This is a genomic window from Nitrosospira multiformis, assembly GCF_900103165.1.
Taxonomy (GTDB): Bacteria; Pseudomonadota; Gammaproteobacteria; order Burkholderiales; family Nitrosomonadaceae; genus Nitrosospira; species Nitrosospira multiformis_D.
Map to the genome: position 1 here is coordinate 1,243,459 of NZ_FNKY01000001.1, position 20,120 is coordinate 1,263,578.

At 52.8% G+C, this 20,120-nt stretch carries 17 protein-coding genes; 14 read left to right on the forward strand and 3 right to left on the reverse strand.

Annotated elements, in window-relative coordinates:
- Window positions 1–82: 82 nt before the first annotated feature.
- The 12 genes from tsf (at window position 83) to BLR00_RS05625 (ending at window position 11,770) form a co-directional block, all read left to right on the forward strand.
- A complete protein-coding gene (gene tsf / locus BLR00_RS05570; protein WP_074634152.1) occupies window positions 83–991 on the forward strand; it encodes a translation elongation factor Ts in 909 nt (302 codons plus the stop codon).
- A gap of 8 nt (window positions 992–999) precedes the next feature.
- The gene (pyrH, locus tag BLR00_RS05575) at window positions 1,000–1,716 is read left to right on the forward strand and encodes a UMP kinase (RefSeq protein ID WP_074634153.1); all 717 of its coding nucleotides are present in this window, start codon (window positions 1,000–1,002) and stop codon (window positions 1,714–1,716) included.
- 61 nt (window positions 1,717–1,777) lie between these two features.
- Window positions 1,778–2,335, forward strand: coding sequence for a ribosome recycling factor (frr, locus tag BLR00_RS05580; RefSeq protein ID WP_074631356.1), 558 nt, complete (start codon window positions 1,778–1,780; stop codon window positions 2,333–2,335).
- Window positions 2,336–2,437: 102 nt separating this feature from the next.
- On the forward strand, window positions 2,438–3,244 hold the full coding sequence (gene uppS, locus BLR00_RS05585; RefSeq protein WP_074631358.1) for a polyprenyl diphosphate synthase: 807 nt from the start codon (window positions 2,438–2,440) through the stop codon (window positions 3,242–3,244).
- A 36-nt stretch (window positions 3,245–3,280) separates the two neighbouring features.
- A complete protein-coding gene (locus BLR00_RS05590; protein WP_074631360.1) occupies window positions 3,281–4,102 on the forward strand; it encodes a phosphatidate cytidylyltransferase in 822 nt (273 codons plus the stop codon).
- Window positions 4,099–5,286 carry a 1-deoxy-D-xylulose-5-phosphate reductoisomerase gene (ispC, locus tag BLR00_RS05595; RefSeq protein WP_074631363.1) on the forward strand — a complete coding sequence of 396 codons (1,188 nt, stop codon included), beginning with the start codon at window positions 4,099–4,101 and terminating at the stop codon, window positions 5,284–5,286. The genes BLR00_RS05590 and ispC overlap by 4 nt, the downstream gene beginning before the upstream one ends.
- 291 nt (window positions 5,287–5,577) lie before the next feature.
- Window positions 5,578–6,945: an RIP metalloprotease RseP gene (gene rseP / locus BLR00_RS05600; protein WP_074634154.1), complete on the forward strand. Its 1,368-nt coding sequence runs from the start codon at window positions 5,578–5,580 to the stop codon at window positions 6,943–6,945.
- Between the two features lie 16 nt (window positions 6,946–6,961).
- Complete coding sequence (bamA, locus tag BLR00_RS05605) at window positions 6,962–9,244, forward strand: outer membrane protein assembly factor BamA (RefSeq protein ID WP_074631366.1); 2,283 nt, start codon at window positions 6,962–6,964, stop codon at window positions 9,242–9,244.
- 25 nt (window positions 9,245–9,269) lie between these two features.
- Window positions 9,270–9,797 (forward strand): OmpH/Skp family outer membrane protein, encoded by a 528-nt coding sequence (locus tag BLR00_RS05610; protein WP_081346654.1) that lies wholly within the window; start codon window positions 9,270–9,272, stop codon window positions 9,795–9,797.
- 151 nt (window positions 9,798–9,948) lie between these two features.
- The gene (gene fabZ / locus BLR00_RS05615) at window positions 9,949–10,389 is read left to right on the forward strand and encodes a 3-hydroxyacyl-ACP dehydratase FabZ (protein ID WP_074631369.1); all 441 of its coding nucleotides are present in this window, start codon (window positions 9,949–9,951) and stop codon (window positions 10,387–10,389) included.
- Window positions 10,390–10,508: 119 nt separating this feature from the next.
- Window positions 10,509–11,114: a ribonuclease HII gene (gene rnhB / locus BLR00_RS05620; protein ID WP_074631371.1), complete on the forward strand. Its 606-nt coding sequence runs from the start codon at window positions 10,509–10,511 to the stop codon at window positions 11,112–11,114.
- Between the two features lie 176 nt (window positions 11,115–11,290).
- Window positions 11,291–11,770 (forward strand): FKBP-type peptidyl-prolyl cis-trans isomerase, encoded by a 480-nt coding sequence (locus BLR00_RS05625; RefSeq protein WP_074631374.1) that lies wholly within the window; start codon window positions 11,291–11,293, stop codon window positions 11,768–11,770.
- A gap of 16 nt (window positions 11,771–11,786) precedes the next feature.
- On the opposite strand, the gene mutS is transcribed toward BLR00_RS05625, so the two are convergent.
- The 3 genes from mutS to BLR00_RS05640 form a co-directional block, all read right to left on the reverse strand.
- The gene (mutS, locus tag BLR00_RS05630; RefSeq protein WP_074631376.1) at window positions 11,787–14,372 is read right to left on the reverse strand and encodes a DNA mismatch repair protein MutS; all 2,586 of its coding nucleotides are present in this window, start codon (window positions 14,370–14,372) and stop codon (window positions 11,787–11,789) included.
- 171 nt (window positions 14,373–14,543) lie between these two features.
- A complete protein-coding gene (locus BLR00_RS05635; protein WP_074631379.1) occupies window positions 14,544–17,243 on the reverse strand; it encodes an MGH1-like glycoside hydrolase domain-containing protein in 2,700 nt (899 codons plus the stop codon).
- Window positions 17,244–17,508: 265 nt separating this feature from the next.
- On the reverse strand, window positions 17,509–18,321 hold the full coding sequence (locus BLR00_RS05640) for an inositol monophosphatase family protein (RefSeq protein ID WP_074631381.1): 813 nt from the start codon (window positions 18,319–18,321) through the stop codon (window positions 17,509–17,511).
- Window positions 18,322–18,587: 266 nt separating this feature from the next.
- Here BLR00_RS05640 and BLR00_RS05645 point away from each other — a divergent pair, with 266 nt between their 5' ends.
- Both BLR00_RS05645 and iscR read left to right on the forward strand, forming a co-directional pair.
- Window positions 18,588–19,343, forward strand: coding sequence for an RNA methyltransferase (locus BLR00_RS05645; protein ID WP_074631384.1), 756 nt, complete (start codon window positions 18,588–18,590; stop codon window positions 19,341–19,343).
- Window positions 19,344–19,603: 260 nt separating this feature from the next.
- A complete protein-coding gene (iscR, locus tag BLR00_RS05650; RefSeq protein WP_074631386.1) occupies window positions 19,604–20,074 on the forward strand; it encodes a Fe-S cluster assembly transcriptional regulator IscR in 471 nt (156 codons plus the stop codon).
- Window positions 20,075–20,120 lie beyond the last annotated feature (46 nt).

Here is a 20,120-nt window from a genome sequence, read left to right on the forward strand (position 1 = left end):
CGTGCCGGCAGTGCTGATTTCAAGATGGCTGCCGGTATGTGAATGGGCTGCGGCTTTAATTAATTTTGTATTTGGAGCGAGTATGGCGGACATTACCGCACAAATGGTAAAGGAATTACGCGACATGACCGGCCTGGGCATGATGGAGTGCAAAAAGGCTCTGACTGAAACCAGTGGCGACATGAAAGCAGCGGAAGATTTGCTGCGGATCAAAAGTGGCGCCAAGGCAAGCAAAGCGGCCGGACGCATTGCGGCGGAAGGAATGGTGGCGGCGTATATTGCGCCTGACGGCAAGCGCGGCGCTTTGGTGGAAATCAATTGCGAGACCGACTTTGTTGCCAGGAATGAAGATTTTATCAATTTTGCCCGTGGCCTGGCACAATTGGTGGCCGGGAGCGGCGTCGCGGATACGGCGGCGCTGGCAGGCGCCTCATTGCCGGGCGGTGAAAATGTGGATGACTTCCGAAAAGCGCTGGTAATGAAACTGGGTGAAAACATCAACGTACGCCGTTTCGTACGATATGTGGCGGATGGCCGCCTGGTTTCATATCTGCACGGCACAAAAATCGGTGTAATGGTCGATTATACAGGCGGTGACGAAACATTGGGCAAGGACCTGGCCATGCATATTGCGGCGAGCAAGCCTATTTGCGTTTCGCGTGAACAGGTTTCACCCGAATTGCTGGTGCGTGAACGGCAGATCTATACTGCGCAAGCGGCGGAGAGTGGCAAGTCCGCTGATATCGTCGCAAGAATGGTGGATGGACGTATTGCCAAATACCTTGCTGAAGTGACGTTGCTCGGCCAGCCCTTCGTCAAGGACGCGGATCAGACCGTGGAAAAACTGCTTGCAGCTAAATCAGCCACCGTTAATGGCTTTACCCTGTTCGTCGTGGGGGAAGGTATTGAAAAGAAGTCTGGAGATTTCGCCGCCGAGGTGATGGCTCAGGTGAGCCAAATGAAAGAAGATCAGGCCTCACAGACAAACTAAAGATGTTCATGACGAGTACCGTCTATAAGCGTATTCTGCTGAAGCTCTCCGGTGAGGCCCTGATGGGTGAGGACAGCTATGGCATCAATCGCACCATCATTGAGCGAATTGTCGCAGAAATCGCGGATGTGAGCCGGTTGGGTGTCCAGATCGCAGTGGTTATCGGCGGAGGCAACATTTTTCGCGGTATGACATCGGCGGGAGATGGGATGGATCGTGCCAATGCGGATTACATGGGTATGCTGGCTACGGTCATGAATGGCCTGGCACTTCAGGATGCCATGCGCCGTGCCGGCCTGGTAAGCCGGGTGCAGTCCGCGTTGCGTATTGATCAAGTGGTGGAGCCCTATATTCGCGGCAAGGCAATGCGCTATCTGGAAGAAGGAAAGGTGGTAATTTTTGTTGCCGGTACCGGCAATCCCTTCTTTACTACCGATACTGCTGCCGCGTTACGTGGAATGGAAATGAACGTGGATATCGTGCTCAAGGCCACCAAAGTGGATGGTGTATATACCAGCGATCCAAAGACAGACCCTCGCGCCATACGTTACCAAAACCTGTCGTTTGACGAAGCAATCTCTCAGAACCTGAAGGTGATGGATGCCACTGCCCTGACTCTTTGCCGCGATCAGAAGTTGCCGCTCAATGTATTCAGCATCTTCAAGGCGGGAGCATTGAAACGGGTAGTGATGGGTGAAGATGAGGGGACGCTGGTGCGGGTTTGAATTTATTCAAGATCCCTGACAAAAGAAAGTATTCTTGTCCTTACCGTAATTGACAAATATCATGATCGCCGATATCAAGAAATCAGCTGAACAAAAAATGCTAAAAAGCCTTGAAGCATTGAAACTGGATCTGGGCAAAGTGCGAACCGGCCGGGCTCATACAGGTTTGCTCGACCACATTACAGTCGATTATTATGGTACCCCCACGCTCATTGGTCAGGTAGCCAGCGTCAATTTGGCGGATGCCCGTACTATCACTGTTTCCCCTTGGGAAAAGAAGATGTTGAGTGCAATTGAAAAGGCAATCCGGAATTCCGATCTGGGGTTGAATCCTGTAACCGTCGGTGAAATAATCCGTGTTCCCATGCCGTCACTTACCGAGGAACGCCGCCGCGACCTCACCAAGATAGTGAAGCACGAGGCTGAAACCGCGAGAGTAGCAATGCGCAATATTCGGCGTGATGCAAATGCCCATTTGAAGGATTTACTCAAGGAAAAGAAGATCGCCGAAGATGACGAGCGCCGTGGACAGGATGAAATTCAGAAGCTTACGGATCGTCACATCGCAGAGATAGACAAGCTGCTGCAGACCAAGGAAGCGGAATTAATGGCGATTTGAGACCACGAAGTATTGCCACACCGCAGGGTAAGCACGCAATCCGCGAAACCGAGTATTTGAAATTCGGGATTTTGAGATATCCCTAACTCATTGTGTTTCCCCATGCCCCTTACCACCAGCTCAACGCGAGAAATACCTGAAGCCGGCATGATTCCCCGGCATATCGCCATTATCATGGATGGCAACGGCCGTTGGGCGAAAAAGCGTTTTATGCCTCGCGTGGCGGGGCATAAACGTGGAGTTGAGACAGTGCGGACTGCGATCAAGGCTTGTGTCGATCACGGTGTGGAATATCTCACTTTGTTCGCCTTCAGCAGCGAGAACTGGCGCCGGCCGGCGGATGAAGTCACATTCCTCATGCAACTTTTTATCACTGTGCTGGAACAAGAGGTTGTCAAACTGCATGAGAACGGTATTCGCTTTAAAGTAATTGGCGATCTGTCAAAATTCGAACCAAAAATAGTCGAGTTTATTCGTAATGGGGAAGCGCTGACCGCGAACAATACACGCTTTACACTCACCATCGCGGCCAACTACGGTGGCCGCTGGGATATCATGCAAGCTGTTCGCAAGATGCTGGAGCAACATCCGGAATTGGCGGCTTGTTTCGAAGAAAAGGATTTGATGCAGTATTTTGCGTTGAACTATGCTCCGGAACCCGACCTGTTTATTCGCACTGGCGGGGAAAAACGCATTAGCAACTTTCTGTTATGGCAACTCGCCTACACGGAGCTGTATTTTACCGATACCTTATGGCCGGATTTTGATACGCGGGCATTGAATCTGGCCATTCAATCCTATCAGCAACGCGAGCGCCGTTTTGGCCGTACCAGTGAACAGCTCCAGGTAGCGTCATCCACCAAGGAGCTAAGCGAGATTGCCGCCGAAAGAATGATGAAGTTTCAATAAATTGTTGGCCGGCACTGTTTTTGCCTAACCCCTTCCATGCTTAAGACCCGGATTTTCACCGCCGCCATCATGTTGCTCCTGTTTCTGGCGGCATTGTTTTACCTATCAGCGGTTTTCTGGACGATATTGCTGCTTGCCCTGACAGTGGCTGGCGCATGGGAATGGAGCAAGCTCGCAAAATTCTCTCTCACATATTCCATCACTTATCTGCTTCTTACCGCAATAGTAGGCGGAGAGTTATTGTTTACATTGAGCGACGCGGTTTTGTCCGATCCCTACACGCCGTTATTTCTCTGGTTTTACGTCGCCTCATCGGTATTCTGGGTGCTGGGCGCTCCCTGTTTGCTGAAATCTAATCGTTCCATCAGGAATCCAATTCTATTGTCATTGACAGGCTGGATATTGCTATTGCCCACTTGCCTTGCCTTATTTCAGCTGCGGGCCATCGACCCGTTGCTCCTGCTAGGTTTCATGGCTACGGTCTGGATTTCGGATACCGCGGCGTATTTTACGGGGCGTGCATGGGGAAAGCGCAAGCTTGCGCCTGGCATCAGCCCCGGCAAGACTTGGGAAGGGGTGGCAGGAGCACTGGTGGCGGTCACATTTTACGCCGTGGCGTGGAGTTATATCGCCGGAGAAAAAGCCCATGGGTTATTACTGGTTCCGTTGTTGCTCGTGCTTGTCCTGATGGGCATTATCGGTGACCTGTTCGAGTCATTGATGAAACGTCATGCCGGAGTTAAGGATAGCGGCAATATTTTACCTGGTCACGGTGGTATACTTGATCGCATCGATGCGCTCACGTCAACTCTGCCGATAGCTGCTTTGGCACTCTTATTTTTACAATCCGAACTATGATAGCCACTCGTCATCTCACAATTCTTGGCTCTACCGGCACCATAGGCGTGAATACGCTGGATGTGGTCGCACGTCATCCCGGCCGGTTTCATGTTGTTGCGCTTACCGCCAACAATAACGCAAAAAAAATGCTGGAACAATGCCGTCACTTCCAGCCACGCTACGCGGTGATGCTGGATGCGGTCAGCGCCGAATGGCTGAAGTCGGAGATTCGTACGGCTGGACTCGTCACCGAGGTGCTATCCGGTGTTGAATCGCTGGAGAAGGTGGCGTCGCTGCCCGAGGTGGATACAGTGATGGCGGCGATCGTCGGTGCCGCTGGCATACGCCCCACATTTGCCGCCGCCGGCGCGGGCAAGCATGTACTGCTTGCCAACAAGGAAACCCTGGTGATGGCCGGGCGGATTTTCATGGATGTCGTTAAGCAGAATCGTGCCACACTGCTGCCGATAGACAGCGAACATAACGCCATCTTCCAGTCATTACCACAGAATTTCTCTGGAGATCTGGGTGCGGCCGGCGTGCGCCGTATTTTGCTGACTGCCTCTGGCGGGCCATTCAGGCAATTATCACTCAGCTCATTGGATGATGTAACGCCGGGGCAGGCTTGTGCTCATCCCAATTGGGTGATGGGACAGAAGATTTCGGTTGATTCCGCCACTATGATGAACAAGGGCCTTGAAGTCATCGAAGCCCACTGGTTGTTTGATGCGGCGCCTGAGCAGATTCAGGTGGTAATCCATCCGCAAAGCATCATTCATTCCATGGTTGAATATGTGGATGGTTCGGTACTGGCACAACTTGGCAATCCCGACATGCGCACCCCGATTGCCCATGCCTTGGGTTTTCCTGAGAGAATCGAGACCGGTGTAGCTCCTCTGGACATGTTCAAAGTAGCGCGGCTGGATTTTGAGGCTCCTGATTTCAAACGCTTTCCCTGTTTGAGGCTTGCATATCAAGCACTGGCCGCCGGGGGCAGTGCGCCGGCAATCCTTAACGCCGCTAACGAAGTGGCGGTAGAATCCTTTCTCAAGTGCCGGATGCCATTTACCGCGATTCCAGCCATGATTGAACACGTTATGGAGGCGGTAAGCCGCAAGGACATCGCCACGCTAAATGATGTGCTGATGGCAGATGACGCGGCGCGTGAAGCCGCACATGAATGGCTGGCTTGCCTGGTATAAGGTGCCTGGCTTATCGGCTTCCGGAACGGGCCCGGCAGCCGTTTTACGCGCCGGCCTGGAGCCGGCGAAGCGGCCCGGGCGAGGAATGAGATCTTACCGTACCCCCGGTAAATGGACCGCAGGTTTATCATTAACGAACCGGCGTGTTCTTTTTCGTTCTCTGCTTGTTACCCGCCTGATTTTTTCCTTCCGATTTCGTGGGCTCAGTCTCTTTTTTGATGAGACGACCATGCAGATCGTCTCTTTACCGAAATCTCTTTTGTGTCATGATCGTTGTCGTTTTGCATGGGTATGACTTTTTTTTCCACAATCATTGCTTTTGTCGTTGCCCTGGGGTTGCTGATCGTATTTCACGAATTCGGCCATTACCTGGTGGCACGCTGGTGCGGAGTGAAGGTATTACGTTTTTCCATCGGTTTCGGCCGGCCATTATTAACGAAGCGCTGGGGAAATGATCAAACCGAATGGGTAGTGGCTGCCCTTCCCCTGGGCGGTTACGTCAAGATGCTCGATGAGCGTGAAGGTGAGGTCGCGCCCGAGGATCTGACGCGATCGTTCAACCGCAAACCGGTGGCACACCGGTTCGCAATTGTCGCGGCAGGGCCGGTCGCGAATTTTTTGCTGGCGATCATATTGTACTGGGTGCTATTCATGCTGGGCGTCAGTGGCATGAAACCTGTGGTAGGGCCGATCGCTCCCGCGACACCCGCCGCGTTTGCGGCTTTCGAGAGGGGGGAGACGATAGTAAAGATCGGAACCGAACCCGTCGCTACCTGGCAGGATGCTCGCTGGGTGCTGTTGTCGCATGCGGTGGAAAGATCTCCTGCCGTAATCGTCGACGTCATTGACCGGAGCGGAGAGATCGTTTCGCGGCAGTTGGATTTGAGCAGTATGCAGTCCGGCGACCTGGATGGGGATTTTTTGCGAAAGATCGGTCTGAGCAGTTATCAACCGGCAATAAAGCCCATTATTGCGAAGGTCACTGCGGACAGCGCGGGTAGTCGCGCCGGCTTGCTGCCGGGTGATGAGATCGTGTCGGTGAATGGGTCGAAGACCACGCTCTGGGAGGAAGTGGTGCAAAGGATACGAACCAGCCCGGGAGTGCCGTTGGCGCTGGAAATTCAACGTAACAACAGAATCACCAATATAGAAGTTGTTCCCGATACTACCACCGAAAACGGAGAAAAAATCGGCAGAATCGGCATTGGACCGAAAATCGATCAGGATGAATTGGAAAAACTGCTGATAAAGGTCAGCTATCCAGCCGGACCGGCCTTAATCAAGGCTGTGCATAAAACCTGGGAAATGTCGGTGTTTACGCTCCAGATGCTCTGGAAAATGGTGGTCGGAGAAGTATCGTGGAAGAATGTGAGCGGGCCTATTACCATCGCCGACTATGCCGGTAAGTCGGCCCAAATGGGACTTGCGTCTTATCTTGGCTTTCTTGCGCTCATCAGTATCAGTCTGGGGGTGTTGAATTTGTTACCTATTCCCATACTGGATGGAGGCCATTTAATGTATTATGTCGTCGAAATCGTCAAGGGCAGTCCGCTTTCTGTCAGAGCTACGGAGATTGGTCAGCAGGTAGGGATGGCGCTGTTATTTACCCTGATGGCTTTTGCCATATATAACGATGTCAGTCGGCTCATCTCCAGTTAAAGCATGAATGTCAAGTATGAAAGTCAAATATCTCGTGGCGCTTGTTTCTGCATGTTGCGCTTCGGTTTCATGGGCTCTTGAGCCATTCGTAGTCAAGGATATACGGGTGGAAGGCATACAACGCACTGAAGCGGGAACGGTGTTCAGTTATTTGCCGGTTAAGGTGGGCGATACACTTGACGATGAAAAGGCCGCAACCGCCATCAAGACACTCTATGCGACCGGTTTCTTCAAGGATGTTCGACTGGAATCGGACAATGGTGTTCTGCTTGTAGTGGTGGAAGAACGTCCGGCTATTGCTCAGATTACTATTGTCGGTGCCAAGGAGTTCGAGAAGGATAAGCTGAAAGAAGGGTTGAAACAGGCAGGTCTGGCGGAATCACGCATCTTTGACCGCTCGATGCTGGATAAGGCCGAGCAGGAATTAAAGCAACAATACCTCAGCCGCGGGAAATATGGCGTCAAGATCACCACCACGACCACTCCACTTGACCGTAATCGTATAGGTATCAACTTTGACGTGGATGAAGGAAAAACCGCCAAGATCCGCAAGATCAATATTGTCGGCAATAAAAATTTCAAGGAAAAGGAGTTGCTGGACGCGATCGTGCTGCGAACGCCTGGCTTGCTGACTTGGTTCACCAAGGAAGATCAGTATTCGAAACAGAAGCTGGGGGCCGATTTGGAGTCTCTGCGCTCTTTTTATCTCAATCGCGGCTATCTGGAATTCAACATCGAATCGACCCAGGTATCCATTACCTCCGATATGCAGGATATTTACATTACGATAAATATCGTCGAGGGTAATAAATACACAGTTTCCGAGATTAAGCTCGCCGGCGAAATGCTGTTGCCGGAAGATGAATTGCGCAAGTTCATAAAATTGGCGCCGGGTAGCGTATTTGCAAGGGAAAAGCTGACCGAATCCGTCAAGCTCATTACCGACCGGCTGGGTGATGATGGTTACGCGTTTGCAAATGTCAATGCGTCACCGCAACTGGATCAAGAAAAACACGAGGTGGCGTTTACTTTTTTTATTGATCCGGGCCGCCGCGTTTACGTGAGACGTATCAATATAACAGGTAACAATCGCACACGGGATGAGGTGATTCGACGGGAAATGCGTCAATTCGAAGGAGGGTGGTATTCAACCTCCAAAATCAACCAATCCAAGCTACGCGTTGACAGATTGAATTATTTTAATGCTGTCAACATAGAAACGCCGGCTGTTCCCAATGCCACCGATCAGATCGATGTAAACGTCGAGGTCAAGGAAAAGGCAACGGGCGCCGTCATGTTCGGAGCGGGTTACTCCAATATGGAAGGCTTGATACTAAGCGGTTCCGTTGCCCAGGACAACATATTCGGAACCGGAAAATTCGTCAACCTCATGGTCAATACCGGCAGCGTAAACAAGACCTACTCGCTCTCCTACACGGATCCTTATTTTACGCGTCACGGGATAACCGGGGGGTTTGATATTTACAAGCGGGTGCTCAATACACGTTCGCTATCCTCGGTAAGTACTTTTAATACCGATACCACAGGAGCTGGCCTGCGTTTTGGCATTCCGCTGAATGAGAATGACAGTATCATGACCGGTCTTGGTATCGAAAATACGAAAATCGATCTGGGTCCTAACAGCCCGCAACGTAATATCGATTTTGTGGAAAAATTCGGAAGCAGCACCATCAACATACCGTTGACTCTGAGCTGGCGGCGCGATGGCCGCGACAGCGCCATCTGGACCACCTCGGGTACCACTCAGCGGGTATTTGCAGAAACGGGTTTGCCGGGCGGCGACCTGACCTATTACAAATTGGATTATCAACTCAAGTGGTATTATCCACTCACCAATATTTTTACCCTCTTGTTGCACGGGGAACTTGGATACGGTGATGGCTACAACGGAAAAGATCTTCCTTTTTTCAAGAATTTCTTTGCCGGCGGCAATACTTCGGTGCGTGGCTACAACATCAGCTCGTTAGGTCCTCGTGATGCCAATAACAGAACGCTGGGAGGTAATAAGCGCGCAGTGGGCAGTGTTGAAATACTGTTTCCGATGCCTGGCATGCGGAACGACAGATCAGTGCGCCTGAGCGCGTTCTTGGACGGCGGCACCGTATGGGGTCCTGACGGCCAGATACCTCAGGCGGAAGGGCTGCGTTATTCCACGGGAATTGCGGTTACCTGGATTTCTCCGATGGGGCCGCTTAAAGTCAGTATCGCCCAACCGATAAATAACCAACCCGGGGATAACTTGCAGCGGTTCCAGTTTCAATTTGGACAGCAGTTCTAATTAAACGGATAAGCAGGAGACAAAATTGAAGCATAAGGTTCAATGGCGGCGAACTTTGACGGCGGCATGCATGACTATCGTTTTCGCCAGCGGATTCTTTGACGCCCATGCGGATGATATCAAGATTGGTGTGGTCGATACCGAGAGAATACTGGCTGAATCGGCACCTGCGGTCAGGGCGTTGAAGAAGATAGAAAAGGAATTCCTGCCGCGCGACCAGGAAATCAAGAAGATGGCATCACAGGCGAAAATTCTTCAGGAGCTTCTGGAAACAGAAGGTAAGGCCATGCCGGAGGCGGATCGGCGTAACAAAGAGCGCGATCTCGCCACGCTCAATCGAGAACATCAGCGGGCCCAGCGGCAGATGCGCGAGGACCTGAGTTTGCGTCAGAATGACGAAGTTGCCACGCTGCAACTGAGCGCCAGTAAAGCAATTCAAATTATCGCGGAAACGGAAAAGTATGACTTGATATTGCCCTTGCGGGATCTGGTTTACCGCAGTCAGCGCATGGACATTACCGAGAAGGTTATCAAAGCGCTGGCAGACAAATAGCAGTCAATTTTTTTCCAGCCGGTGCTGTCGCGACGGTGTCAGCCATCACCCATCCATAGGGAAGAGAGTTTGAAAGTTTGTGCCGTTGCACGTTGCGTCTTGTCCCGACAACCGAATACCCCCACCCCGTCCAACTACCGGATTTAAGATTATGAATATCCATGAAATTCTGCAATACCTGCCTCATCGCTATCCGTTTCTTCTGGTGGATCGCGTTCTCTCCTGTGAGCCAGGGAAGAACATAGTTGCACTCAAGAACGTGACGATTAACGAGCCCTTCTTTGGCGGTCATTTTCCCCACCATCCGGTTATGCCAGGCGTGCTGATTATCGAAGCGCTGGCGCAGGCTGCGGCGATCCTGACGCTCAAGACGATGAATGTGAAAGTCGATGAAAATTCGATATATTATTTTGTCGGCATAGACAGGGCCCGTTTCAAGCAACCGGTCCAGGCGGGTGACCAATTGATACTCAAGGCGACGATAGAGCGGCAGCGAATCGGTATCTGGAAGTATTCCGCCCAGGCGGAAGTGGATGGCCGTATTGTTACCGAGGCTGAGTTGATGTGCACGGTGCGAAGCAAGGAGCCGTAGCGGATATACCGGATATACCTGGACGAGCCTTATCGTCCGCTTGAGTGCGCGGGATCGCAGCCAGTTGGCACTGGCCGGTTCCTTTATCGTCACCGACCGAGAATTGGGGATTGTGAGAAATGCCAGCTGAAGGGATCAACCGGGTTTGCGGCGTGGACGAGGCTGGCAGAGGGCCATTAGCAGGGCCGGTGTTCGCCGCCTGCGTGGTACTTAATCCGGACCATAGAATAGAGGGTTTGGCGGATTCAAAAACACTCAGTGAAAGTCAGCGCAACAGGCTGACCATTGCCATTAAAACCTATTCGGTGGCCTGGGCTATTGGTTTCGCATCCGTTAACGAAATCGACCGGCTAAATATTCTGCAGGCAAGCCTGCTTGCCATGAAACGCGCGGTGGAAGGCCTGTCATTTATTCCTGGTAGAGTATTGGTGGATGGGAATCATAGTCCTCGTCTGACGTGTCCCGTCACCACAATTATCAGGGGCGATAGTCTGATACCGGAAATTTCGGCTGCATCGATTCTTGCCAAGACGGCGCGCGATGCTGAAATGGTGGCATTGCACCAGCGCTTTCCCCACTATGGCTTTGATCGCCATAAAGGATATTCCACCAAGGAACACATTGCGGCCTTGCGGGTCCACGGGGCATCGGCGGTCCATCGTCATAGTTTTGCGCCGGTCAGGGAGTTGATAATAAATGGTAAAGCTCAACAGGCGAAAATTTAGTCTCTTGTTTGAGAAGGAACCTTATTTCGTTTCATATTACTAATATAATATTCACTATCGCCAACATGCTTGAGGTACATAGCGAACGGGCGAGCCAGCGGGTACTTGAAGCGCGGGTGCAAGAAGCGATTGCACGCGTACCGATTGCAGTAACTTAAATCACAGACCTGAATAATATGCGCATTGAAAAAGACACGGTGGTATCCCTCACCTATGAGCTTCTTGATTCGACCGGTGAGGTTATGGAAAAAACCGACTCACCGATCACCTATTTGCACGGTGGTTATGACGGGATCTTTCCAATGGTGGAAGAGGAATTGCATAGCAAGGAGGCGGGTTACAGTTGCTCTGTTTATATGGAGCCGGAAAATACCTTTGGTGAATACGATAGTCAATTGGTGCGAGTGGAGCCGCGCGATGCATTTCCCGACAATATTGTGGTGGGAATGCAGTTTGAAGGCGGCGAAGAAGACTCCGACGATGTCTTGATATTTACCGTAACCGATATCGCCGATGACAAAGTCGTTGTGGACGGCAACCATCCATTGGCCGGTAAGGCTCTGCGTTTTGACTGTACGGTTGTCTCGGTACGGCCTGCGACTGCGGAGGAGTTGTCTCACGGCCACGTTCATGGAGATCATGGTCACGAACATTAAGTTCCAGCTCCTAAGACTATCCTTTCTCGAGCGCCGTTTTCAGTGCGTAGATTTTTTCCAGCGCTTGTCTTGGGCTTAACTCGTCTGGTTGAATCGCGCTTAATAATGTAAGGGCGGGGTGTTCCGGCGGGGTTGCTTTTGCGACGGGGGTTGTTCCCGAGAATAAATCGCCTTGCAATTGCTTATCTACTGTTTCCTGTTCAAGTTTTACCAGATATTTTCTGGCTGTTTTGATCACAGACTCCGGCACGCCGGCCAGTGCCGCGACCTGCAGTCCGTAGCTTTGACTGGCGGGCCCCTCAGTGACGGCGTGCAGAAATACAATATGATGTTTGTGTTCCACCGCATCCAGATGCACATTGACAGCTTGGGCAAACTCTTCCGCAAGTCGCGTCAACTCAAAATAATGCGTCGCGAACAAGGTATAACTGCGGTTTTTTTCCAGTAGATAGCGGGCAATTGCCAAAGCCAGCGCCAGGCCATCAAAGGTTGAAGTCCCTCTTCCAATTTCATCCATCAGTACCAGACTTTGTGCGCTCGCATTGTGCAGGATATTGGCAGCTTCCGTCATCTCCATCATGAAAGTCGAGCGGCCACCGGCAAGGTCGTCGGATGCGCCGATACGGGTAAAAATCTGATCCAGCGGACCCAGGCGAGCGCTTTTAGCGGGAACGAAACTGCCACAATGGGCGAGCAATGCGATCAGCGCAACCTGCCGCATATAAGTGGATTTGCCACCCATATTGGGTCCGGTGATGACAAGCATTTGCCGCCTGGCGTAGCCGAAAGCGCCGAGCTGTACATCATTGGCGATGAAGTTCTCTACCTGGTTTTCCACTACCGGATGGCGGCCCGCTTCAATTTCGATCATGGCATCACGGGTAAAAACCGGCGCAACGTAATCGAGTGCGAGCGCACGCTCGGCGAAGGCGGCCAGCACATCCAGTTCGGCAACACTCCGGGCAACCTGCTGCAAATGCCCGATATACGGCCCAAGCATATCCAGCAACGCCTGGTATAAAAGCTTCTCTCGTTCCAGCGCCCGATCCTCTGCGGACAGCGCCTTGTCCTCGAAAGCTTTAAGTTCCGGCGTGATATAGCGCTCGGCATTCTTCAGCGTCTGCCTTCTGCGATAGTCATCGGGGATCTTCTCGCTGTGAGCGTGGGTAACTTCAATATAAAAGCCATGTACCTGGTTATACTCCACTTTGAGATTCGAGATGCCGGTGCGGGTTTTTTCCCGTGCTTCGAGTTGCAGCAAAAACTCGCCACAATTATTTTGTATGGCGCGCAGTTCATCCAGTTCGGCATCATAGCCATCAGCGATTACGCCCCCTCCACGTAGTACGACCCCAGGTTCTTCGCGCAGCGATCTTTCCAGAAGGCTGACAAGCGCCGCATCCGGTTCCATCATTTTTGTCAGCCTGACCATATGCTCGCTGGAGGAGTCCGTAATCTCGGCAATGGCGGTAATGGCTTGAGGTAATCGTTTCAGGCTATCACGCAATCCTGACAAATCTCGTGGGCGTGCAGATGCCAGCGCGATACGCCCGGTGATACGTTCGATATCAGCCACACGCCGGAGGCACTCGCGTACCTGAAGGTGCGGCCCCAATCCCGCCGCCCCGATTAAAAAAGATACGCCATCAAGCCTGCTCTGGATTACCATGCGGTCACGCAACGGATGATGCAACCATTGCCGCAGCAAACGGCTGCCCATGTTGGTTGAACACGTGTCGAGCAGCGATAGCAATGTAGGCGACATCTCGCCAAGCATGGTTTCTGAAATCTCCAGATTACGGCGGGTGGCGGCATCCATACGTACGTAGGTACTGTCCCGCTCCACCCGTAGCGCTTTGACATGAGCAATACCCGTACCCTGTGTGAGGCGGGCGTATTCCAGCAACGCCCCTGCGGCACCCAAAGATGCATGCAGCCCGTCGCAGCCGAAACCGGAAAGATCGCGGGTTTCAAATTGCCGGGAGAGACTGCGGACAGCGGCATCGATATCGAACTGCCATAGGGGCAGACGCTTAAGGGACAGCTTCTTGAGGGCGCCCGTGCCCGTGCCGTTGAGTCCGGCCGGCTCCAACGACTCCGGCAAGAGAATTTCCGCAGGCTTCAAGCGTTCGAGTTCGCTCGCCAGATTATCAGGCGAAACCTCCATCACGCAAAATTGCCCCGCGGCCAGATTGAGCCAAGCCAATCCCAGCATGGATTCTTGCACGCATAAGGCTAGCAACACGCAGTCGCGTTTCTCGTCCAGCAGCGCGGCATCGGTCAGTGTGCCCGGCGTGATGATCCGCGTGACCTGGCGTTCCACGGGACCCTTGGCGGTGGCGGGGTCGCCGGTCTGTTCGCAGATCGCCACCGATTCGCCAAGCCTGATGAGTTTCGCCAGATATTGTTCGGCGGCATGATAGGGCACGCCCGCCATCTTGATGGGTTCCCCCGCCGACGTGCCGCGCCGGGTTAGCGTGATGTCGAGCAGTTTCGCGGCCTTCTCCGCATCATCGAAGAACAGCTCGTAGAAATCTCCCATGCGGTAAAACATCAGCATGCCGGGGTGTTGCGCCTTGATGCGCAGGTATTGCTGCATCATGGGTGTGTGGTTTTTATCCAATGAATTTCTCTTCTGACAGGATGATGAGTTGCGGTTTGATGACGGTTATTTGCACTATTCCCGTCAGAATTATTCCTTTGTGACCCAATGTGATCGTGCTGGCCGGTAGCTAATAAATCCACGTGCGCGTACTTTTGCAGCTGAAGGCAACTATGACTTCGAAGGAGCAATAGGCGCCTGCTGCTTCCAGAATTCCGGGATATTCTGATGATAGCGGCGCATCACCAGATTTGCCGCCAGTCCGCTCCAGCTTTGATGGCTAGCTCCCAGGCCCTGACCTGTTTCACCGTGGAAATATTCGTGAAATAGCAGCAGGTCGCGCCAGTGCGGATCGGTCTGATGCGGGCTATCCATGGGAAAGGCCGGAATCAGATCGGATTCATCTCGGCGGAAAATGTCAACGAGCCGCTCGGCCAGCATCGTGGCGGCATATTTAAGGGTAACTTCGTAGCCGTTCAGACAGGGTGCAGGAAAGGTAAAGGCATCGCCCAGAAAGCGGTGCAGTTTTTCGATGGACTGAATCAGCAAATAATTGGTCGGCATCCATACCGGTCCGCGCCAGTTGGAATTGCCGCCGAACATCGGCGAGTCGGATTCACCCGGTACATAACGGATGAAGGTATCGCCAATGCCGGGGATATGCTCCGGATTCCGGTGCGTGGCATGGCGCTTGGAGACCCCGCGAATGCCGTGCGAGGAAAAGAATTCCTTTTCATCGAAAATACGCGGCAATATTTTTACGAGCATTGAAGCGGTTACCAACGACAATAAATGTTCCCCGCGTGCATTGGTATGCACCGGGCAGGCGCATATGGTGCTTCCATCAAACATTCCTCCTTTGTGTTCCCACAGCAGCGCCTTGAAGCGCGTCCGGTGTTCGAGCAAGCGTGCGTCCACCACCTCGCAGGCAAATAGCGGAATGATGCCAACCCATGAAAAGACGTCGATACGATTTACCGTGCCATCCGGGCTGATCATGAGATCCTTGAAGAAGCCGTCCTCTTCGTCCCAGAGGGGTACGCAGGCACCGGTATGGCCGGCAATAGCGTAACCTATCGCCAGGAACTGGCTATAACACTGGATGGCAATATTCTCATAAGCCGGATCCTCAACAGCAATTTCCAGCGCAATCACGGTAAGCTGCAGCGAAAACATCGCCATCCAGCCGGTGGCATCGGCCTGCTTCAGGGTATAGCCGGGAGGCAATGGTTTGGACCGGTCATATACCGAGATATTGTCCAGCCCCAGAAATCCTCCTTCGAACACATTCGTGCCGGTAGCATCCTTGCGGTTGATCCACCAGGTGTGATTCAACAACAGCTTGTGCAGTACGCGTTTGAGGAAGGTAGTGTCGCCCTTGCCGCGCTGTACCCGTTCTGCGCGGAAGACCTTGAGGGCCGCCATGGCGTGTACCGGGGGGTTCACATCACCGAACGACCATTCGTAAGCAGGGATTTGCCCATTGGGGTGCAAATAGGTTTCAAGCAGCAACAGTTCAACCTGCTCTTTGGCGAAGTCCACGTCAATAAGCGCCAGGACGGCGCAATGGAAAGCCAGATCCCAGGCGGCAAACCAGGGATATTCCCATGCGTCCGGCATCGATATCACATGGCTTGCCTTGAGATGACGCCAACTGTGATTGCGTCCATGCTTTCTTGATGAGGGTGGCGATACCCCGTCGCCCTGCAGCCAGGTGGATACATCATAATGAAAAAATTGCTTATTCCATATCATGCCGGCCAATGCCTGGCGGAGGATACGGTGATCTTGGACGCTGGCTTCGGGTAGTAATCCTCTGAAAAACGAATCAGCTTCCGAGCGGCGCAAGGCAAAGATGCTCTCATGATGAATGAAGGGCTGGGGACGGTGAATGCGCGACAATACCAGGTCGATTGTGCCGGCCTGACCCGGTGCAACCCTGAGCTTGTGCACGGCGCCGAATTTGGTTCCCTGCTGTTCCGGATTCACCGCTGCGTGTTCACCATCGACAAGGTAGCGATGGAATGCGTCTTTGGCATACGATCCCGCGCTGGCCGTGCCCCACAATCGCGAGCGGTTGGTCTCATTCTCGGTATAAAGAACATCGGCATGCTGCCGCCCATAGAGATGGTATGTTCCCAGCATCGAGTGCTCCGCCACGACCGCCCAGGCTACGCCACCGGAAGGGGATAGAGCACGCAGTACCGGTTTCGGGGCGCCGTTCCTCGACCATGCCCAGTCATTGCGAAACCATAGTTGCGGCAATAGCCACAATGTCGCTTCGTCTTCTCCCCGGTTGGTTGCAATGATACGAATATGTAGCTCCTCGGGCGATGCCTTGGCGTAGCATACTTCCACGTCCCAGTAGCGTCTATCGGCGAAAGCACCGCTATCCATCAGGCTGAATGGCGGATCTTTGCGCGAACGGCGCGCGTTTTCCTCAACCAATCGTGTATAGGGAAATGCGGACTGCGGATATTTGTAGAGATAATGGAGCCAGGAATGCGAAGGGGTGGCATCAACATAGAAGTAGCATTCTTTCACATCCTCGCCACGATTGCCCTGCTTGCTGGTGAGACCGAAAGCACGCTCTTTCAGGATGGAATCCCTGCCGTTCCATAGCGCCAGCCCGAAACAGAGCCGCTGTGCCTCGTCCGAGATACCCCCCAGGCCATCCTCGTTCCAACGATAGGCGCGGGAACGGGATTGATCATGATCGAAGTACTCCCAGGCGTCACCGTCCGGACTGTAATCTTCGCGAACGGTTCCCCAGGCACGCTCGGACAGATAGGGTCCCCACAAACGCCAGTCCTCACAGCCAGTTCGCTGATTTTCGAGCCGCTGCCGTTCCGCATCCGGTTGATTAGACATGACGTTACTCCTCTTTTGCGCGGTGCCCCCCGGCGAGCACGCTATTCCAGTTTAACCCAGGTACTGCGCGCCGCATGAAGCAGTTCACATTGAAGGTTCCGATACCATGTTCAAGCCGGTATCGAGCAAGTGATCGCGGATAGGGGCAAGGCGGGATAAGGCCGGGCCGGCATCGCCTGGCGCAATCATCCGCATGGATTACTGGCGTGACTTGACCTTCAATCCTGGTAAGTTCAGCTCATCCCATCCAACGGACCCAGGGTCATTAATCCTTCCCTGTATCTGTTCTCAATTCCTTCGACAGATGCGGCGCAATGACTTGCAGCAGTTGCGCGAAAACTTTTGGATTGCCGGCAAGCAAGTTGCCGCTCTGCATATAAGTGGCATTGCCTTCCAGGTCGCCCAACAGGCCACCCGCTTCCGTGATGAGCAGGCAGCCGGCGGCGATGTCCCACGGAGAGAGTCCCAGTTCCCAGAAACCGTCGTAACGTCCGGCAGCCAGGTAGGCGAGGTCCAGTGCGGCGGAACCGGGGCGGCGGATACCGGCAACTCGTGGCATGACATCCTTGAACATGGCGATGTAGGCGTCCATGTGCGAAAACTCCCGAAACGGGAAGCCGGTGCCGATCAGGCAATCACCAAGATGCGTGCGCTTGCTTACGCGCAAACGATGATCGTTGAGATAAGCGCCTTGTCCGCGGCTGGCAGTGAATAATTCATTGGCGGAAGGATTGTATACGACCGCCTGGACTGGTATGTTCTTATGCATCAGTGCGATGGAAACCGAGTAATGCGGAAAACCGTGAAGAAAATTGGTGGTGCCGTCAAGCGGGTCGATAATCCACTGGAATTCCGACTCGCCTTGAGCGCCGCTCTCTTCTGCTAGAATCGAATGATTGGGATAAGTATCCAGCAACACCTTGATAATGGCATCTTCCGCCGCGCTATCCACTTCGCTGACAAAATCATTGTGCGCTTTGCGCGAAACGTGCAGTAAATCGAGATTTTGCGCAGCCCGATTGATGATACCGCCTGCGCGGCGTGCGGCTTTTACCGCAATAGTGAGCATAGGATGCATTTTTTTGGATTCAGAATTGAGCAGAGTGCGATTTTAACCCAGATAACCCATTAGGACGCGAGATGATGGCGAGACAGGTTGCGAGACGGTTTTGCCGGTTGGGAGAAGTTCATAGCTGGATCTATGGATGCCGCGCCGGTGGCAAAAACGGCGGCAAAAAAATAGCCGCAAACTGCTCCCAGCACTCGGCCCGATCCCGCTTCACGGAGCCCTCCGTGCGACATGGTATTAATGAATAAGCGATCAACTACCGGATTCCGAATAATATGAATCCCCTCTACCTGCTTGATAAAGTCCGTGTCGTGCTAAGCCATCCCAGTCATCCGGGCAATATCGGCGCAACGGCGCGGGCGATGAAAACAATGGGACTGAGTTCGCTCTACCTGGTGAATCCTAGAACTTTTCCCGACAAAGACGCGGAAGCGCGCGCCGCGGGTGCATGGGATATATTGAACGATGCCAAGGTTTGCGCGAATCTTGACGAGGCTCTGAGCGGCACGGTTCTGGCGGCGGCAATTACCGCTCGCCCACGCGATCTTTCGCATGAGGTTTTTGATGCGCGCCGGGGAGCGCACGAATTGCTCGATCATGCGTGCCAGCATCCCGTTGCGCTGGTTTTTGGCACGGAAATGTCCGGTCTTACCACGATGGAAGTGAGCAAGTGCCAGATTGTTGTGCACATTCCCGCCAATTCGGAGTACTCCTCCCTCAATCTTGCCAGTGCCGTTCAGATAATGGCCTATGAATTGCGCATGGCGTTGCCTGAATTAAGGTCTCTTTCGCCCGTGGCAAACATCGCGGCGGATTTCAACGATATGGAATTGCTTTACCGTCATCTGGAGCGGGTGGCGATTAGCAGCGGTTTTCTGGATCCCCGGGAACCGAAACGATTCATGCAACGGATGCGTCGGCTATTCGCCCGTGCGCGATTGGAAAAGGAAGAAGTCAATCTATTGCGTGGGATGCTGAGCGCTCTCGAAAAGGGGATCCAGTCGCCGCAACAAACCCAAAACCTTGAGTGAGTCCCGGATATCGCCATCAACACGTATACAGTAAGTTTTTTCAGCGGATTGGCTGCACGTACCGAAGTCCGGGGCGGAAAAATCACCCTGGATAAGGCGGCCCCCGTCATCCGAACAAAATAGTTGACTGAGTTAGAGGGACTTTATATACTTGACAAACATTGTCGGGTATTAAGACGGCGAACGACGATAATTCAAGAGATTTGCACAAGATAGTATTCCGTGTTGATTCTGTATCAAATTCTCATGAGGAGCAGAAAATGCGATTGACGACTAAGGGACGCTTTGCGGTAACAGCAATGATTGATCTTGCCTTGCACAGCGGTCATGGGCCTGTTACGTTGGCGGGCATCAGCGAACGTCAGAAGATTTCGCTGTCTTACCTGGAGCAATTATTCGGAAAACTGCGGCGCAATAAATTGGTGGGCAGCGTGCGTGGTCCTGGTGGTGGTTACCGGCTGGCGAAACCGATGAACGAAGTATCTGTGGTAGACATTATTCTTGCGGTGGATGAGCCGATTGATGCAACACAATGCGGGGGCAAGGAAAATTGTCACAATGACCAGCGCTGTATGACTCACGATTTGTGGGCCAGTCTTAATGTCAGAATACGGGATTACTTGGCGCTGGTTACGCTGGAACAGCTGGTGGCAAGCCCTAAAGTAAAAGATATCGCGGTATTGCAGGATATGAGAGCGTGCAAACAGCCCGAAGAAACCGCTCTGGCTTGATTCAGGATCAATAAGTTCTTCAGACTTTGGATGCAGATAGGGAATG